This is a genomic window from Thalassobacillus sp. CUG 92003 (genome assembly GCF_013618635.1).
In the GTDB taxonomy this organism is placed as follows: Bacteria; Bacillota; Bacilli; order Bacillales; family Halobacillaceae; genus CUG-92003.
In genome coordinates, this window is sequence record NZ_JABLSJ010000017.1 from 22,912 (window position 1) to 40,356 (window position 17,445).

17 protein-coding genes are annotated in these 17,445 nt (G+C 43.7%); 3 read left to right on the forward strand and 14 right to left on the reverse strand.

Annotation, left to right across the window (positions count from 1 at the left end; genetic code table 11):
* Positions 1 to 17 precede the first annotated feature (17 nt).
* A complete protein-coding gene (locus tag HOP45_RS18855; RefSeq protein WP_181350930.1) occupies positions 18 to 407 on the reverse strand; it encodes an OsmC family protein in 390 nt (129 codons plus the stop codon).
* A 148-nt stretch (positions 408 to 555) separates the two neighbouring features.
* On the opposite strand from HOP45_RS18855, the gene HOP45_RS18860 reads away from it, so the two are divergent.
* On the forward strand, positions 556 to 1,725 hold the full coding sequence (locus HOP45_RS18860) for an MFS transporter (protein ID WP_181350931.1): 1,170 nt from the start codon (positions 556 to 558) through the stop codon (positions 1,723 to 1,725).
* 44 nt (positions 1,726 to 1,769) lie between these two features.
* Here the strand turns inward: HOP45_RS18860 and HOP45_RS18865 are convergent, their stop codons facing one another.
* From HOP45_RS18865 to HOP45_RS18890, 6 genes are all read right to left on the reverse strand, one after another.
* Positions 1,770 to 2,780, reverse strand: coding sequence for a metal ABC transporter solute-binding protein, Zn/Mn family (locus tag HOP45_RS18865; protein ID WP_181350932.1), 1,011 nt, complete (start codon positions 2,778 to 2,780; stop codon positions 1,770 to 1,772).
* A 134-nt stretch (positions 2,781 to 2,914) separates the two neighbouring features.
* Positions 2,915 to 3,328 carry a Fur family transcriptional regulator gene (locus HOP45_RS18870; RefSeq protein ID WP_181350933.1) on the reverse strand — a complete coding sequence of 138 codons (414 nt, stop codon included), beginning with the start codon at positions 3,326 to 3,328 and terminating at the stop codon, positions 2,915 to 2,917.
* Positions 3,325 to 4,182, reverse strand: a complete 858-nt coding sequence (locus tag HOP45_RS18875; RefSeq protein ID WP_181350934.1) for a metal ABC transporter permease — start codon at positions 4,180 to 4,182, stop codon at positions 3,325 to 3,327. Before HOP45_RS18875 ends, HOP45_RS18870 begins: the two co-directional genes overlap by 4 nt.
* The gene (locus HOP45_RS18880) at positions 4,179 to 4,958 is read right to left on the reverse strand and encodes a metal ABC transporter ATP-binding protein (RefSeq protein ID WP_181350935.1); all 780 of its coding nucleotides are present in this window, start codon (positions 4,956 to 4,958) and stop codon (positions 4,179 to 4,181) included. The genes HOP45_RS18875 and HOP45_RS18880 overlap by 4 nt, the downstream gene beginning before the upstream one ends.
* A gap of 201 nt (positions 4,959 to 5,159) precedes the next feature.
* On the reverse strand, positions 5,160 to 5,816 hold the full coding sequence (locus HOP45_RS18885) for an amino acid ABC transporter permease (RefSeq protein WP_181350982.1): 657 nt from the start codon (positions 5,814 to 5,816) through the stop codon (positions 5,160 to 5,162).
* Positions 5,817 to 5,864: 48 nt separating this feature from the next.
* Complete coding sequence (locus HOP45_RS18890; RefSeq protein ID WP_181350936.1) at positions 5,865 to 6,743, reverse strand: transporter substrate-binding domain-containing protein; 879 nt, start codon at positions 6,741 to 6,743, stop codon at positions 5,865 to 5,867.
* A 273-nt stretch (positions 6,744 to 7,016) separates the two neighbouring features.
* Between HOP45_RS18890 and HOP45_RS18895 the strand changes: the two genes are divergently transcribed.
* Entirely contained in the window at positions 7,017 to 8,945 is a 1,929-nt protein-coding gene (locus HOP45_RS18895; protein ID WP_255437763.1) for a heavy metal translocating P-type ATPase, read from the forward strand.
* A gap of 436 nt (positions 8,946 to 9,381) precedes the next feature.
* Here HOP45_RS18895 and HOP45_RS18900 read toward each other — a convergent pair whose 3' ends face one another.
* Genes HOP45_RS18900 through HOP45_RS18910 form a run of 3 tightly spaced genes read right to left on the reverse strand, consistent with a single transcriptional unit; the run spans position 9,382 to position 11,051 of the window.
* Complete coding sequence (locus HOP45_RS18900) at positions 9,382 to 10,209, reverse strand: YihY/virulence factor BrkB family protein (RefSeq protein ID WP_181350937.1); 828 nt, start codon at positions 10,207 to 10,209, stop codon at positions 9,382 to 9,384.
* A 28-nt stretch (positions 10,210 to 10,237) separates the two neighbouring features.
* Positions 10,238 to 10,567, reverse strand: coding sequence for a YtxH domain-containing protein (locus tag HOP45_RS18905; protein WP_181350938.1), 330 nt, complete (start codon positions 10,565 to 10,567; stop codon positions 10,238 to 10,240).
* On the reverse strand, positions 10,560 to 11,051 hold the full coding sequence (locus HOP45_RS18910) for a low molecular weight protein-tyrosine-phosphatase (protein ID WP_181350939.1): 492 nt from the start codon (positions 11,049 to 11,051) through the stop codon (positions 10,560 to 10,562). The genes HOP45_RS18905 and HOP45_RS18910 overlap by 8 nt, the downstream gene beginning before the upstream one ends.
* 232 nt (positions 11,052 to 11,283) lie before the next feature.
* On the opposite strand from HOP45_RS18910, the gene HOP45_RS18915 reads away from it, so the two are divergent.
* Positions 11,284 to 12,660: an alanine/glycine:cation symporter family protein gene (locus HOP45_RS18915; RefSeq protein WP_181350940.1), complete on the forward strand. Its 1,377-nt coding sequence runs from the start codon at positions 11,284 to 11,286 to the stop codon at positions 12,658 to 12,660.
* Positions 12,661 to 12,962: 302 nt separating this feature from the next.
* On the opposite strand, the gene HOP45_RS18920 is transcribed toward HOP45_RS18915, so the two are convergent.
* From HOP45_RS18920 to HOP45_RS18935, 4 genes are all read right to left on the reverse strand, one after another.
* Entirely contained in the window at positions 12,963 to 15,158 is a 2,196-nt protein-coding gene (locus HOP45_RS18920) for a sensor domain-containing protein (protein WP_181350941.1), read from the reverse strand.
* Between the two features lie 133 nt (positions 15,159 to 15,291).
* Positions 15,292 to 16,362 carry a hypothetical protein gene (locus tag HOP45_RS18925; RefSeq protein WP_181350942.1) on the reverse strand — a complete coding sequence of 357 codons (1,071 nt, stop codon included), beginning with the start codon at positions 16,360 to 16,362 and terminating at the stop codon, positions 15,292 to 15,294.
* On the reverse strand, positions 16,355 to 16,783 hold the full coding sequence (locus tag HOP45_RS18930; protein WP_181350943.1) for an anti-sigma factor family protein: 429 nt from the start codon (positions 16,781 to 16,783) through the stop codon (positions 16,355 to 16,357). Before HOP45_RS18930 ends, HOP45_RS18925 begins: the two co-directional genes overlap by 8 nt.
* Complete coding sequence (locus tag HOP45_RS18935) at positions 16,783 to 17,325, reverse strand: RNA polymerase sigma factor (protein WP_181350985.1); 543 nt, start codon at positions 17,323 to 17,325, stop codon at positions 16,783 to 16,785. Before HOP45_RS18935 ends, HOP45_RS18930 begins: the two co-directional genes overlap by 1 nt.
* Between the last annotated feature and the right edge of the window lie 120 nt (positions 17,326 to 17,445).

Genomic DNA, 17,445 nt, shown 5'->3' on the forward strand with positions numbered 1-17,445 from the left:
AACTCCCCTTTTGTGTCTCAACTTAATTGGATACACTCTAATGTTTCATTCACTTCGATACTACCCTTAACTGATTGCACCATGGAACAATTCTTACTGGACGTTTCCAAATTTTTCAAAAGCTTGTCCTGATTCAAGTGGTAGCCTTTAACGACAAAATGGAGGTTGATTTTTTCAATTCGGTTGGCTTCATCGGGATTTCGTTCCACTTCGGTCATGACTTTTATATCTTCGTATTGAATCCGCTGTTTATCCAAAATCTTACGGTAAACACCGATGCTGCAGCCCGCTATGGAAGAGACCATAAGCTGGTAAGGGCGGAAACCGAATTCTTCATCTCCCGAAACATTGAGCTGACCGTATTCAAATGAAGTCCGAACGCCATTTTCCTTGAGATAAAAGTCCATTAATTGACCACTCCTTTATCGATATAATTATTTAGTTCTATTATACAATAACCATTTTACTTCAGCGAATAACATGTTCTTTTCTTGCGATACCCCGTTGCTTTCGTTACGATAAAGTGATGATGACGTTTATTGAAGGAGGGGTTTGATGGTCTCAGTTCAAAAAAGATTTTGGATTCTGATTGGTCTCGTGACCATTTCCGGCTTTTCTCAAGGTATGCTCTTACCTTTATTAGCAGTCATCCTAGAACAAAATGGGACCTCTACTTCCTTGAACGGACTGCACGCAACTGGCATCTATATCGGCATATTGGTAGCATCCCCATTTATGGAAAAACCATTGCAAAAAGTGGGATACAAACCCGTCATTTTAATTGGCGGCGCTTTAGTTTGCGCTTCGCTTGCCCTGTTCCCAATCTGGGAGTCACTTTGGTTTTGGTTCATGCTGAGAATCACAATTGGTATTGGCGATCAAATGTTGCATTTCGGGACACAAACGTGGATTACGTCAACGTCTTCAGCCCAAAACCGGGGGCGAAGCATTGCATTTTACGGCTTATTTTTCAGTGTTGGTTTTACACTCGGCCCTTTAATGACCAACCTGCTAAGCATACATATAGCTCTGCCTTTTATCGTCTCCGCCTGCTTAAGTGCAACGGTCTGGGGAACGATGTGGTGGGTGGGGAATGAATGGCCGGAACGTGAGACCACCTCAGCTCACGCCAACAGTTCTTTAAAACGATTTGCCCAAGCGGCACGCTATGCGTGGGTAGCATTCCTCCCTCCATTGACTTACGGGTTTCTTGAAGCTACCTTGCACGGCATATTTCCTGTCTATGGGATGCGGCTTGGCCATGATGTCAATATGTTGTCCGTCATTATTCCTTGTTTCGCAGCAGGCAGTCTGCTTTCGCAAATACCGCTCGGGACTCTGAGTGATCATATCGGCAGAAAGAAAGTCATACTGATGGTCGTATCATTAGGATCGATTGCTTTTCTTGCTGCAGGCTGGCTGGAGCATTCAACTGTCTGGTTGTTTATTTTGTTCACCTTCGCCGGCATATGCGTCGGTTCTTTATATTCGCTCGGAATTTCTTACATGACCGACATTTTGCCTCGGCAATTACTTCCTGCGGGAAACATCATGTGCGGAATGGCGTTCAGCATCGGCAGTATCGCAGGGCCATTCCTAACGGGTGTATTGCTTGATGCCATCCCGGGTATTTCCTTTTTTTACGTGCTCGTAGCGCTGCTGTTGCTAGTGCTAACGGCGACTTTACTAAAATCTGAACCTGCCGTTATCGAACATGAAACATAAAATAAAACAGCCGGCCCTTCTTGTCGCAGCGGCCGGCTGTTTTATTACTCGGATAACGCCTTGTTGAGCACATTCAAATTATGGTTCATGAGACTGATATAATCTTCCCCTTTTTCGATATCCTCTTCGGTCAATACCGATAAATTATGCAGGCGAAGCGGCTCTGCTCCAATTTCTTTGCGAACGACATCCGCCACTTTAGGCGTAATATTCTGTTCAAATAAAACGTACTCGACGTTTTTTTCCTCCGCTGTGGTGATGATATGTTCCATTTCTTTCTGCGAAGGTTCATTCGTAGGGCTTAAACCTGAAACAGCAATTTGTTCTAGACCATAGGCTTCTTCCCAGTAGCCATAAGCCGCATGTGAAACAATGAGCTCATTTTTAGCCTTATCCTTAAGTTGGTTGTGAAATTGTTCATCCAATTGTTCCAGATCTTTTTTGAGCGAAGCAAAATTGTTCTCAAATTGGTCTTCCTGCTCTGGCTTAAGTTCGATTAGCATGCTTTTTATATTTTCAGCCAGCTGAACAGACCGTAGCGGGTCAAGCCAGATGTGCGGGTTCTCATCACCGTGATCATGGCCATGTTCTTCTTCTTGGCTCTCCTGTTCATGGTTGTGATCGGCATCATGGGCATGATCCTTATCTTCAGACTTCTGGCCGCTGCGGTTATGGACACCCTGGTGCAAATCAATGCCAGCGGACGCCTCCATAATGTTGACATCCTCAGATTCGATCGCATCGGATATCGATTTTGCGTAGCTTTCAAGTCCGGCGCCATTATAAATAAACCCGTCCGCTTCAGCCATTTTCACCATTTCTTTCGTGGTCGGTTCATATGAATGCGGATCAGATCCAGCGGGTAATATGGACGACACTTCAGCATGCTCACCAGCAATACGCTCCGCAAAGTATTTTAACGGATACACGGTGGTGTTGATTTGTAAGGCTTCATCAGGATCAGAACCCTCAGTATTCGCGCTCTCGTCGGAACAGGCAGTGAGGAATAAGCTTAATAGTAGTAATCCAGATAATAACACGTTCCTCTTATTCATCATGTCCCTCCTTCTCTATCAATCCAAACAGAATTGTATCGTAATCGTTACGCTTAGTAAATAGTAATCATTACTCCTTTTTTATAAAAAATCGACGTCATTCTTCTGCAGGGAGAATGACGCCGATTCAACACCTACACTTGACATTGCGGGCACTTGCCATAAATTTCAAATTTATGATTTTCTACTTCATATTCTGCCAAGTTCTCGTTCACTTGTTCCATGGGGCAAAATGCGATCGATTTTGTTTTACCGCAATCCGTGCAGATGAAATGGTGATGATGGCCGTACGTGTCACACGCCAGGCGGAAATGCTTTTCGCCCTCCAGCTCAGTAGCTTCAAGGATTTCTTCATCTGTCAGTAAATAAAGATTGCGGTATATGGTATCGAAGCTGACGCTCGGAAAATCTTCTTGTATCTTTTTCAAAATGGCTTTCGCAGCAATATAATGATCCTGACCCGTAAATATCTCGAGCATCCGTTCACGTTGCCGCGTTCGTTTATAACCTTTTTCTTTAAGCAATTGTAATGCACGTTCGATATTCATGCCGTTTCACCCTTTAACCATTTTTGGGCCATGATTTTTTTATATCCCATCGCTAAAATTAACTGGATAATCGCCAGCATCACAATCGTGCCGCCTGGGGGCACGCTCAAATGATAGGAAGAAAACAAACCGAAAATCACAGCCACTTCACCAAATACGATGGACAAGACAATTGTTTGCTTAAAACTCCTGGCAATTCGCAAGGCTGCCGCAACAGGTAATGTCATGAGAGCCGACACCAATAAAATACCTACAATCTGCATGGCGGAGGCAATGACTAATGCTACCATCACGATAAAAAGAAAATGAATCCATTTGCCGTTCACGCCGGAGATGGAAGCATGTTCTTCATCGAACGATAACACGAATAATTCTTTGTAAAATAAAATGACAATTACTAAAACGGCAGCTGTAATAATGGCTACGGTCCACATATTATCACGGCTTACCGCAGTGACGCTGCCAAATAAATAGCTGAATAAATCTGTATTGAACCCATCAGCAAGTGAAATCAGAATGACGCCAAGCCCGATTCCACCCGATAAAATAATAGGGATTGCGAGCTCTTCATAATGCTTATACACTTTACGCAGCTGCTCAATCAATACCGCACCACCTACCGAGAAAACCATCCCCATATAGACAGGATTCAAATTATTCAATCCGGTGACCTTCTTCTCTAATAACAAGCTTGCCGCGATGCCTGTCAGCGTAATATGAGATAAGGCATCAGCAATCAAGGAGAGCCGGCGAACGACGATGAACACGCCTAGAAGCGGGGCGACAAAACCGATCATAACACCTGTCAAGGCTGCATTTTGGAGAAACTCATATTCAAAAAAACTTTCAATCATCGTTCATTCACCTCAGGGTGGTTATGTGACAACTGCTGTACCACGTGCCCGTATAAATGGTTTAAGTCTTCACTGTCAAATTCATTGTATTCTTGGGTATCTCCATGAAAATGCACCGTCTTATTGATACATGCCACATGGGTGGCATGTTCGGTGATCGTGCCGATATCATGACTCACCATAAGCAAGGTGATGCCTTTTTCTCGATTAAGTTTTCTTAGGAGGTGGTAAAACTCAGCCACATGCTGCGCATCCACCCCGACTGTCGGTTCATCTAGAATTAACAGCTTCGGATCACTGACCAAAGCCCGTGCAATAAAGACACGCTGCTGCTGGCCCCCTGAAAGCTCTCCGATATTATAGTGAAGGTATGCTTCCATGTCCACGGTTTTCAAGGCTTCGATCGTCTTCTGCTTATGGTGTTTATGAAAAAACTTGAATGTGCCAATTTTAGAGACAAGACCCATTCTCACGACTTCAAGTACGGTCGCAGGAAAACCGGAATTAAAGCTGCTCGCTTTTTGGGAGACAAAACCGATATCCTGCCAACGCTTGAACTGGCGTAGTGGTTGGCCAAATAGCCGGACTTTCCCCTCCTCAGGCTTGATAAGACCGAGCATCAGCTTGATTAAGGTTGATTTCCCAGAACCATTCGGCCCAACCAATCCAAGAAACTGCCCGGATTTTATCGTCATGTTGACATCTTTAACAGCATATTGCCGCTCATATTTATACGAAACGTTTTCAATTTCTACTAAGTTGTCTTCTTGCATCATTAATCCCTCACCTCGAATTATTCCATTGTCAACAAAATAATTCATAATCATTACGATTTAAAATGGCACTTCCTATCATAAAGGACAACCCCTACAGAATCAAGAGATTAACCCAAAACAAAAACAAAACAAACAACCGACCGCACCAAAATGGCACGCCCGGCTCATTTCAAAATATCGATTTCGTACCAGGTACACGGTTCAAGATACGTGTTTGCTGAACTTGGTTTCGAGGTAGTCTTGCAGGGTTGAGAAGACTATGGTCATGGGCCAGTAGATCAAGGCTGCAAGGATATACATCGTCATGGTGTCTTGTGTCCGCCCTGCTACAATTTGGGCTTGGTTAAATAATTCGGGAACGGATATCATTGCTGCGAGTGATGTAGCTTTCAACAGGTCCAAAAAGATGTTGCCTAGTGGGGGCACAGCAATCCGCACAGCCTGGGGCAAGATGATCCGGCGAATGGTCTGCCAATAATTCATGCCGATCGCCTGGGCTGATTCCCACTGCCCTCTCGGCACGCTGCCCATAGCAGCCCGATTGACTTCCGCAATATAGGCAGCACTATTCAAACCGAATCCCAGCACCGCGGCTAAACTTGCCTGAAGATAGATCCCTGAATAAGGCAGCCCCATATAAAGTATAAACAGAAAGACAAGGACGGGCGTTCCACGCATAAACGAAATGTACATGCGGGACGGCCACCGCAGTATGCGATGCTTGGAGCTGCGAGCCAAACTCAGAAAAAATCCTAAAAGGAGCCCGAGAGCCATGCCAACAATCGTAATCAAAAATGTATAAGGCACCCCTGTCAGCAGGAACGGGAGATTATCCCAAGCCCGCTCGACATTGAACATTTTATCAATTTGTAGATTGTCGACTTCGAAATTGAATAGACCCCCCACTTACAATTCCAAACCTTCTATTTCCCGAATATCTTTTTCAGGTTTCTTGGAGGCATCTTTTCCGCCAAAGAATTCTTTCGATATCTCGGTCAGCGTCCCATCTTCTCTCATTTCCTGCAATGCTGCGTTGATTTCTTCCTGTAGTTTTGACGCATCCTTCGCCATCACGATTCCTGAATTCGTCGGATGGAACTGGAGGTCAGGATGCAATTTTACATTAATATTGGGCAGAGCTTTCAATGCTAATGATTGTAAATAATAATCGTTGATAATGGCATCAGTTCGGCCATTTTCCACATCCCGTAAGTATACATCATTCGTTACATTGCCGTAAGAAACAATTTCAGCTCCAAAATGCTCTGCTATTTGAGCAAAAACAGTTGTAGCGCCTCCTCCGTGTTTCTTACCTTCTAAATCCTCAAGCTCCTCAATTCCAGACAAATCATCTTCACGCACAATCATCGTAGAATACGAATATTTATAAGGATCACTGAATGAAAATCTTTCCTGCCGGGATTCGGTAATTTCCATATCATTGATAACGGCATCCACCCGTCCGTTTTCGATCGCTGAAAACAAACTATCTACCCCGAATTCTTCAAATGATAAATCTAAGTCAAGACGTTTCGCTACTTCCCGCATGACTTCCACGTCATAACCCGTCAATTCATTCGAATCCTCAGGATAATAAGAAGCGGGATACAGCGTGCCAGAAGTGCCTATCACGATTTCCCCTTTTTCTTGCAGTTCTTCCCACTTAGAAGATTCATTTTCCTCTCCTGTATCAGAATTGTCGCCAGCGTTTTCGTTATCAGAACCACATGCCGCCAACATAATTGTCGATATGACCATCAAAATTACAATAAGACCGTTTCGCAATGTTCCTCTCCACCTTTCTTCTTAGTTAAGCACTCCTACAATATAGCAACGTCGCGTGCCTATTTCAAACGCTCCGCTCCAAAAAAGCAAGTTGAAAATTTTTGGCAAGACTCGATGAATTAATCTTGACTCCCTTGTTAATTGTGATATTATAATAATATGTATTAAATTGTAATAATTATAAATAATGCTTTTAGATTGAAAAAACACACTCACACATATCCTAATTGAATGTGGTTTTCATTCTCATTTACATGAAAGGAGTTGAGAAAATTGACGACTGAAACCCGTTCTCTCCACCCCTCTTACCAAAACGAACCCTCTCCCTCTTCCTTCATGAACTGGGCAAACGTGAAAGAGCACGGTGAATTAGTTGCTGCTTTACTTAGTGGGTTCATCATATTGGCAGCATGGTTGTTCGAGGGATCGCTCCCTTCATCTTGGTTTACAGCCCTTCATATCGCTGCCTTTATTATTGGTGGTTTTGCCAAAGCCAAAGAAGGAATAGAGGCAACTTTAGAAGATCGTGAACTCAATGTAGAAATGCTGATGATCTTCGCAGCCATTGGATCAGCTCTGATCGGTTATTGGACAGAAGGGGCCATACTCATTTTCATCTTTGCGCTCAGTGGTGCCCTGGAAACCTATACATCAAACAAAAGCCAGCGTGAAATCTCATCGCTTATGAGTCTTCAGCCTGAAGAAGCGTTAAGGATTCGCCAAAACACTGAAAGCGTGGTCCCTGTATCTCAGCTTGTAATCGGAGATCACATATTAATCAAAGCGGGTGAGCGCGTCCCCGCCGATGGACGCATTGTAAAAGGTAGCACAAGTATTGATGAAAGTACCATCACCGGAGAAGCCATGCCCGTCCATAAAAACAAGGAGGCAGACGTTTACGCCGGGACCGTTAATATAAACGGGAGCATTACTGTGGAAATGACGAAACCCTCCCATGAGTCCTTGTTTCAGAAAATAATCGAATTAGTACAATCCGCACAAAGTGAAAAATCGCCCTCCCAACTTTTTATCGAGCGGTTTGAAGGGACGTATGTAAAAGTTATCCTTGCGGTGGTGGCCGTGATGATGGTGCTCCCCCATTTTCTGTTTGGCTGGAGCTGGATGGACACGTTCTACCGGGCGATGATTCTGCTTGTCGTCGCTTCCCCGTGTGCCCTGGTTGCGTCAATCATGCCGGCGACATTGTCGGCCATATCGACTGGAGCCAGGCAAGGCGTCTTATTTAAAGGCGGGATGCACCTGGAAAATTTAGCTCACGTACAAGCGATCGCATTCGACAAAACAGGCACCTTAACGAATGGTAAACCTGAAGTAACCGATAGCTATTTTCGCAATGAGCACGAGACTGACGCAATCATATCGGTGATTCATGCCATCGAAAAACAGTCCAATCACCCGCTTGCTAAAGCCATTGTTGATTATACGTCCACACTGGACCTCCATAATGTCGAGGTCACAGATATGGATACTATCTCCGGTCAAGGTGTAACAGCTACTGTTAATGACCATACGTGGAAAATCGGTAAGCCGTCTTTTATCGGGAAGGATCAAGTCGATCAGTTCGAGGATAACCTGGCTACAAAGCTTGCTGAAGAGGGAAAAACCGTAGTAGTGGCTGCTGATGAGCACGGAGTAGCGGGTTTGATTGCGTTGAAAGATACAGTCCGAACAACAACAAAAGATGCCATCCAGTCATTACGCAAGTACGGGGTGTACACCATTATGCTGACTGGAGATAACGAGACGACCGCCCGGGCAATTGCTGCTGAAGCCGGCATCGATCATTACATCGCTGAGTGTCTGCCTGAAGAGAAAGTTACAGAAGTCAAACGCTTGAAAGATTCATTCGACAATGTGGCCATGGTCGGTGACGGGATTAATGACGCCCCCGCCCTGGCTACAGCAAACGTTGGGATTGCAATGGGTAAAGGAACTGATGTTGCTCTTGAAACAGCGGATATAGTTCTTATGAAAAATGATCTCCCGAAAATCGCCAAAGCCATTAAACTTTCTTATCGTATGAACGCAGTCGTTAAGCAGAACGTCATCTTTTCAATCAGTGTGATCATGCTTTTAATCATCACCAATTTCCTTCAACTGCTCGATCTACCCCTTGGAGTCATCGGGCATGAAGGGAGCACCATACTTGTCATATTGAACGGTTTGCGACTTTTAAAATAAAGTCTCTGTTAAAGTTTGTTGTTGATATTTGAAGCGGATATTTATCTCGAAACGGAGTCTTTCGCTACAGGGTAGAATTCTGTAAGACTCGATTTCGAGATGTTTGTAGGCGTGTAGGGCCGTTGCCATATAGGCTTCTCGATATCACTTGGTTGCGCATCTGCCTATAGGGAACCGATAGCACATTTCATCACGCGTATGAAAGCTTGTTCCGTCAAAGCTTCCTGTTACGGAAAGTCGTTTCGAGCACCTTATGATTGTATGGTGGATGGGAAAACGGTGAGACGCCTGTGGGAATAACATGAGCGGTGAGATCCCGCAAGGCGTAGCCTGAGGAAGCTCACCCCATGCCCACGGAAAGCGATCCGTATTCCCACCCAGCATCCGCATACACAACAAAGGGCTGGTTCATGAAGCTTATGAGCCAGCCCTTTTATTAGTTTTGTATGCCTATACGCCGGCGACGCAAAATAGCATTTATTTCACCGCCGACTATAATAATGATTCCGGATAAGTAAAACCAAATCATCAGAACAATCACCCCTCCGAGACTTCCATACGTTCCGGAGAAGTTACCCAAATTGGAAACGTAAAAAGAAAATAACAGAGAGACCAATTGCCAACATACGGTAGCAAATATAGCACCGCCTATTGTATCTTTGAACTTCACTTTCAGGTCGGGCGCAGTCATATACAAAAAGCTGAGTACAATCAAAAAAATCAAGGAAGAAATGACCCATCGTAATGCATCCCATAACTGCGTGAATTCCTCGGAAACCCCGATAAATGAAAATAGAAAAACACCGATGGCTTTGCCGAAAACAGGTAACAGTAACGCGATGGCAATCACCATCACCATCGCGATCGTCAACACAATCGCGACCATTCTGCCAGCTACTAACGACCGTTTTTCTTCCACTTCATACGCCCGATTAAAGACACGAATAATGGCGTTGACACCATTTGAAGCCGACCAAAGTGTTCCGATGATACCAATCGAGAGCAAGCCGGTATTCTTGTTATTAAGGACAGCCTGGATATTTTCTTCAATCATGCTGTATGTTTCCGATGGTGCGTACATTTGCAGAAAGCTGAGCACATTCTCCTCTGATAGCTGCAAATAACCGAGCAGCGTCACGAGGAATATCATGAACGGAAACAGTGATAAAAGGAAAAAATACGCGAGCTGAGCGGCCATCCCCGCTACATCATCTGTGGAAAAACGGCGGAACAGCTCTTTTCCAAAATCAATGTACGGTTTCATGTATTCCCCCCTAAAATCAGGTCAACGTTTATGACACGTTTTGCTGCTCATCTATTTTTTTTACTTCTTGATCAACTTGATTATCTAACTCGCTTACTTTATCGAGTAACTCCTCGAGCTTATTCAGTGCCCCAAGCGCATCTTCTGCACCAGAAGACAACCGTGAAATGACATCATCATAATTTTGACGTAGATGATGAATGGCAAGAGACGGTTGAACGGCATAACTCCTGCATGCCACCCTTGCTGACTGGGACTTCGTTTTGACATATTGCCGCGTATCATGATCCAATAACGTGGCAGCTCCTCCAACTATTGCTCCAATTAACATGCCTTTACATAAATTTTGCTTACCCATAGCTTATTCCTCCTTCAGATAAATCATGCTCATGTTTAATTTTATTTAATAATTGCTGACACCCTTCGGAAACCAGGGAATAAACAGCATCAAATTTTCCGGTGAAGTATGGATCCGGTATATCTTTATCGCCCACTTCTTCAACAAAATCAAGCAGCCTGCCGACAAATACATTCTCATCATCGCGGATCGATAATAAATCATCAATGTTTTTATTGTCCATACCAATGATATATTGAAATTGATCCCAATCCGCTTCATTTACCTGTCGGGATAAAATACCTTCATGGGCAATACCATATTCGTCCAGTATTCTACGTGTCCCCTCATGCGGCAGATCTCCAACGTGCCAATGACCGATCCCTGCTGAATCCACCTTAATACGATCATTCAGGCCTTCTTTGGCAACAAGATCACGGAAAATCGCTTCCGCCATCGGTGATCGACAAATATTACCTAAGCACACAAAAAGTACATGAATCATCTTCATCCCCCGCTTTTTTACTTCACACATGAATTATATAGTAAAATCGATATAAATTCATTATGTCACAGAAGCCCATGTCAGTTATTTTCCCCATCTTTAATCAGGTAAACCATTTAAAATAAGGGAATTCTTTTGGAAATTCGCTTGACATTCACCTATAATTTTCGGAATATTTTATATATAGTATTTTACACATACTGACTTCATTATTTTTGACAGGGGGATGATCATGGAAGAAGAAGGCGCATTATTTAATTTTCTCGATTGGGCAAGCGGTGTCGTATGGGGCCCGGTATTATTAATTTTATTAGTAGGGACAGGCGTATACTTAACGATTCGCCTCGGTTTTCTGCAATTCAAAACGTTGCCATACGCATTGAAGCTAGCTTTCACACCCGGTAAACAAGAAAATAAGTCTAAAGGAGATATTTCTCACTACCAGGCGTTGACGACGGCTCTTGCAGCCACCATTGGAACAGGAAATATCGCTGGTGTTGCGACGGCGGTCTTTCTCGGCGGACCCGGAGCGGTCTTCTGGATGTGGATCACGGCTTTGTTCGGTATGGCCACGAAATATGCGGAGGCCATACTGGCAGTCAAATACCGCGTAACGGATAAAAACGGTCAGATGTCAGGCGGGCCTATGTATTACTTAGAACGAGGAATGAACCAGAAATGGCTTGGGGTATTATTTGCCATTTTCGGGGCTGTCGCTGCTTTCGGTATTGGTAACATGGTGCAGTCGAATTCCGTAGCAGATGTCATGGATACCACATTCTCCGTGCCAACGTGGGTGACAGGCCTTATCCTTACGATAGGCGCAGGACTTGTCCTGCTTGGGGGTATTAAAAGTATTGGACGCGTTACAGCCTTCTTCGTACCGATCATGGCCGTATTTTATGTGATCGGCGGTCTTATTATCATCATCATGAACTTCAATTTGGTACCAGCGGCACTTGGCACCATTTTCACCGATGCTTTCACAGCCAATGCAGTTGGCGGGGGCTTACTAGGAACTGCCATTCGCTTCGGTGTGGCACGAGGCGTCTTCTCGAACGAAGCCGGACTTGGCTCTGCTCCCATTGCAGCAGCCGCCGCCCGTACCGATTACCCTGGGCGTCAAGCACTCGTGTCTATGACGCAGGTGTTCATTGACACCATCGTGGTCTGTACAATTACAGGTGTAACCATCGTAATGGCCAATCAATATAGCGGAGATTTAGACGGGGCAGATTTAACCTCTTCCTCTTTTGAAGTCTTTTTAGGTGATATTGGCGCTTACATCGTTACATTAGGCTTAGTTTTCTTCGCCTTTTCCACCATTGTCGGCTGGTCCTACTATGGAGAGAAATGTTTCGGTTATCTAACGGGTGAACGAGCCATTCCATTGTACAAAGTCATTTTCGTTGGCTTCGTATTCTATGGTGCCATTGAACAATTAGACATCGTCTGGAAATTCGCAGACGTCATGAACGGGCTTATGGCCTTCCCGAACTTGATCGGCTTATTATTCTTGTCCGGTGTCGTTGCTTCAGAAACGAAAAAATTCTTGGAAGTGGCTAAAAAGGAACGCCAGCAAGAAAGGGAACAACCGTATACATCTTAACGATTTAGAATTCCGAACACTATAAATGAGCTTAATCAAGAACGCTTGGAGATTCAATGTCCAAGCGTTCTGTTTTCTATAGTGTGTTGGTAAAATTAATGAATGCCGTTCTTTCAGTAATGTTGTTAGGCTCCATTATATTTTCTTTCATCAGCGTGGAAAGCGAAGTGTTGTGACGGAGCGGTCATGGAACACCTCCCTGAAACACAAAAATGCCGAGCATGCGGCATTTTTGTGTTTTATTTAGTTTTCCAGCCTCAATACATTTGCGGCTATTGTTCAGCATCTCTACACCAGGAGCCTTACTTTGTTTGATAGGAGGACTTCGGCATCAAGTATTGCTGTTTGATTTTATGAGGAGGTTGAGGTTTGCTGAAGTAATAGCCTTGATAATAATCGCATTTGTGTTCATTCAAGAATTGTAGAACTTCGGGTACTTCCACCCCTTCCGCAATGACTTGCAACTTAAAGGTATGAGCGAGTTGTATCATTGCTTTGACGATTTCAGCATCGCTTGGATCGTTCAATACATCTTTAATAAATGATTGATCAATTTTTAAATAATGAATCGGAAATTTTCTTAAATAACCCAGCGAGGAGTAGCCTGTCCCAAAATCATCAATCGAGAGTGAAATCCCGAGGGCTTTTAATTCCTGCATCGTCTTGATACAATCCTCCGTATTCTGCATCACACTGTTTTCCGTCACTTCAAACTCCAAGTATTCAGGTGGAAAGCCCGTTTTAGTCAGAATGCTGTGAACACGGCTTGTAAAATCTTTGCGTTGAATTTCCATGGCTGAAACATTGATCGCCACGTGTTCCGGAGCATATCCCTCATCGTGCCATTGCTTATTTTGGCGACATACTTCTTCTAACACCCATTCATCTACTTGGGTAATCAATCCGGTTTCTTCAGCTAACGGAATGAATTCTCCAGGCGAAATAAAACCATTAGTGGCATGATGCCAGCGCACTAACGCTTCAAAACCGTTGATGAAGCCCGTTGACACATCAATTTTCGGTTGATAATACACACTTAATTCGTTTTTACTTAAGGCCTCACGCAGATCTCCTTCTAAAGAAACTAAATCATTATAATAGCGGTTCATTTTTTGCGTGTAGAACAACAGCCCTTGACGACCCTTCATTTTACAATAATGCATCGCGATGTCAGCGTTTCCGATCATAGATTCAGCTGTTGTGCCTCCCTCTGGGTAACGGGAAACACCTATACTGCCGGTTATGAAAAATTCTTTTCCTTGAATGGTAATCGGTTTAGCCATCCGTTTCAGTACCTGGTAACCGAGCTGTTCAATTTTATGACGGTGAATTTCGCCTTCCACCATAATCATGAATTCATCGCCACTTAACCGATAAAGCGTGCAATTCGTACCCATTACCTCCTGGATACGTTTCGCCATTGTCTGAATGACATAATCACCCGCAGCATGGCCTAGCGCATCATTCACATACTTGAATCGGTCCAGGTCACAATACATTAAAGCAAGGGTGCCCGAAGCCGATTGAATGAGTCCTGTAATCCGTTCGGTGACATCTTCTTCAAGCTTTCGGCGATTCGGAAGGTCTGTCAAAGGATCATGGTAGGCCATATGATGAATCTTTAACTCTGCTTCCTCCCGGCTCGTTATATCAACGGCCGATCCAATAATTTCAATATACTCTCCATTCTCCTCGATAGGAGATAGTGTCGTGTAAAAATAACGGCCTTTAAAGGTGTGTTTATAGGAAATCGATTGCCCGGTAAACGCCAGACGGTATTTTTCTCGGAGAAAAGCTGCTTTCGTTTCATCAAATATTTCGGTTAGCGTTTTGCTTTTTACATGTTGGGTAGTTAATCCTATTTCTCTTGCCAGTCTACCTTCGAATAATTCGTAGTAATATGCGTCCTGTTTCGGGTAATATTTTACTTTGAACACCAAATTAACCAGCGCGTTGATAGTCCGGTTAAAGTCATTGCGAACGTCTTCAATCAGCTGTGGCTCTCCCGCCTCATCCGAAATCCTCTGCGTATAGGAAAGAAATGTATAAGAACAGGACACTTCATCCCGAATTGGAATAATCGTTTGATTGACCCAATACACGGAGTGATCACGTGCTTTATAACTCATAGCTCCACGCCATACGCTGCCTGCCATGATCGTTTGCCATATATCATGATAAATTGATTCGCTATGACACTCAGTATCTAAGAGGTGATAATGACTGCCCACTAGTTCTTCTGAGGCGTATTTCGTTTGTTCACAAAACTTTCTATCGACATACGTGAAACAACCGTTCCCATCTAATATTGCTAAAGCGGCCATATCATCTAAAGCGGCCTTCACCTGGTGGTAACGCGTCACATAGGCGAGACTAATCTCTCTCAAATCATGAATCAGCTGCTGAGAGGGCTTTGTTAACGCTTGTTTTTCTAATGATGCACATAGTTTATGTATTTTTTTTCGGTCTTCTGAAGGATCGAGCTGCAGGAAGTTCATCGCATCACCTTTACACGAATTTAGTCGAAATCTATGTAAGCGTTGTATTAATTATAAATGAAAAGACCTATGAAAAAAAGACCACAACTAAAAAGTTATGATCTTTCTTCGGTAAGTTAGTCCTAATCATTTCTTACTTGGTTTGGCGTGATTTAAGAATTAACCACAACCCGCCTCCAATGAATAAAAAGCTAATCAGCCCAATTTGGAAATAACGTTGGTAATAATACCAAATGTCTACATTAAACATCGCTTGTAATTGTTCAGCGAATGCGGGGAGTATCAACGCATCTAAAAGGTAATAACCTCCGAGCAATAGCAGAGCTATCCCGATCAAACGCTGCTGATTGACAAAGTAAGTCACAATAGGTTTGTCTTCCACATCACCCTGGTTTACACGATGCGTTTGCTGGAGCCCGTCAAAAAAGCTGAAAAACCATATGATCGGGATTAAAAATAAGAATAACGAGAGATGCAGTACATCCAAAATGTAAATAGACAATAAAAACCCTGCCATCAACTGCAAACCACGTTTCTGCAACCCTAGGTACAAGTGGCCTGCACCGGGAAACATGGAAAGGACGGTGGCCACCATCTTATTCTTCTGCCCATCTTCACGATGCCATTCCAAATCATCCATTAACGTGCGATCCTCAAGTTCTTCACCTGCGCTTTTCCGATTCAAATGCTGAATCGTGTCAAACATGTTGTAGATCCAAATAATAGGCAATGCGAGTAAAAAAATGAGAAACACACTTTGGCTCGATAACAACGCTACAAAGAATATCATGATGCCAGTCCCAAAGAATGCAGTCATAAAGGTAAGACCTCTTTGGTTCAATCCGAGATAAAAGTGGCCGACCCCAGGAATAAAGGATAAAAGCGTTGTAAAAAATCGCTCATTTTGTACAGGAGTTCCCTGCCCATTTCCGTTTTCATTTTCCCCATTCCTAGTAGATCCTGATTGCGACAGCAACGAGACCACCATATCCAGAAGGTTGACACCCCACAATAATACAGCCACCATGGCGAGAAATACGGCTTCACCCGTATGGAAAGGTGTCATCACTATCGCAAAAGCAGATAGACACGCTCCCAAAAATAATAATAGGTACAGCACACCTCGTAACGGTTTGCCCAGGTAAATGTGACCGAACCCAGGGATAAAGGATAAGAAAAACGCTAATATCGGTGATTTATTCATTGCCTTCCCTCTCTTTCATTTCGTCTAGCCACGCGTTCGTGCTATTCATGATCTTTTCTGTCAGCGGCATTCCAGATGGCTCGTCATGCTTACCCGTCCACTCAATCATGTGTTGGAAAACACCCGTGCTCATGAGTATGATCGTCAAACCAGCAGCAACTCCGTAGTGAAGCAAGGTCTGCTTGCGCGTCATAGATGGCCTAACGTGTTTCTTCGGTGCTTGCGTTTGCCATTGCTCCATCGTCTTGTCAGTGAAGTCCTCTGAAAGCGAAAGGTCTGGTTCCCATTGATCGATAAGGCCGAGGTATTCCATGAAACAATCAGGACAATCATCGAGATGCGCTTCTATGTTGCTTCGTTCTTCCGGAGCTATATCGTCATGAATATAGGCGCGCAAACGTTTGACATGTAAATGTTCCATCAAAAATCCTCCTCCTTCCAATTATGCTTCATCCACTTTCTCGCTCTATATAACTTCACTTCAACGGTTTTAACCGAAATCTGCTGCTGTTGGGCTATTTCATGATAACTTCGTCCGTTTATGTAAAATGCCTCCACGACCTCCTTGTAGTTGTCCGGCAATGCATCAATCGAACGCCGTATACGTTCGGTTCTTTCCTGCGAGATGACAAGATCTTCAGCACTCGTGCCGTCATCCTGCTTCAGTTCTTTATCGCTGAAATCTGAAAGGTCTTCCGGCTTTCGCGATTGTTTCCGTTTATGATCGATCGCTTTGTTCATGGCTATTCGACTCAGCCACGTTTTAAATCCTTTTTGCTGATAAGAAGGAAGGGCATCCATCATCTTTATAAACGTTTCTTGCGTTATATCCTCCGCCAGCTGCTGATCCCGAAGCACACTATACGTCACTTTAAACACATGGTGCTTATAGCGCTCAATTATGATCCGGATCGCCTGTTGATTACCTTCTAATGCTTGCTTGATTAACGTTTCATCTTGAATAAGTCTGCCCCTCCCTTCCCAGCAACATCGTTCTACCTTATTAGACGTTCATCAAATTCCCAGCCCTACACCTCTCACGAAAAAATTATAGAAAAATCATCGCTTTTTACTTATTATCGA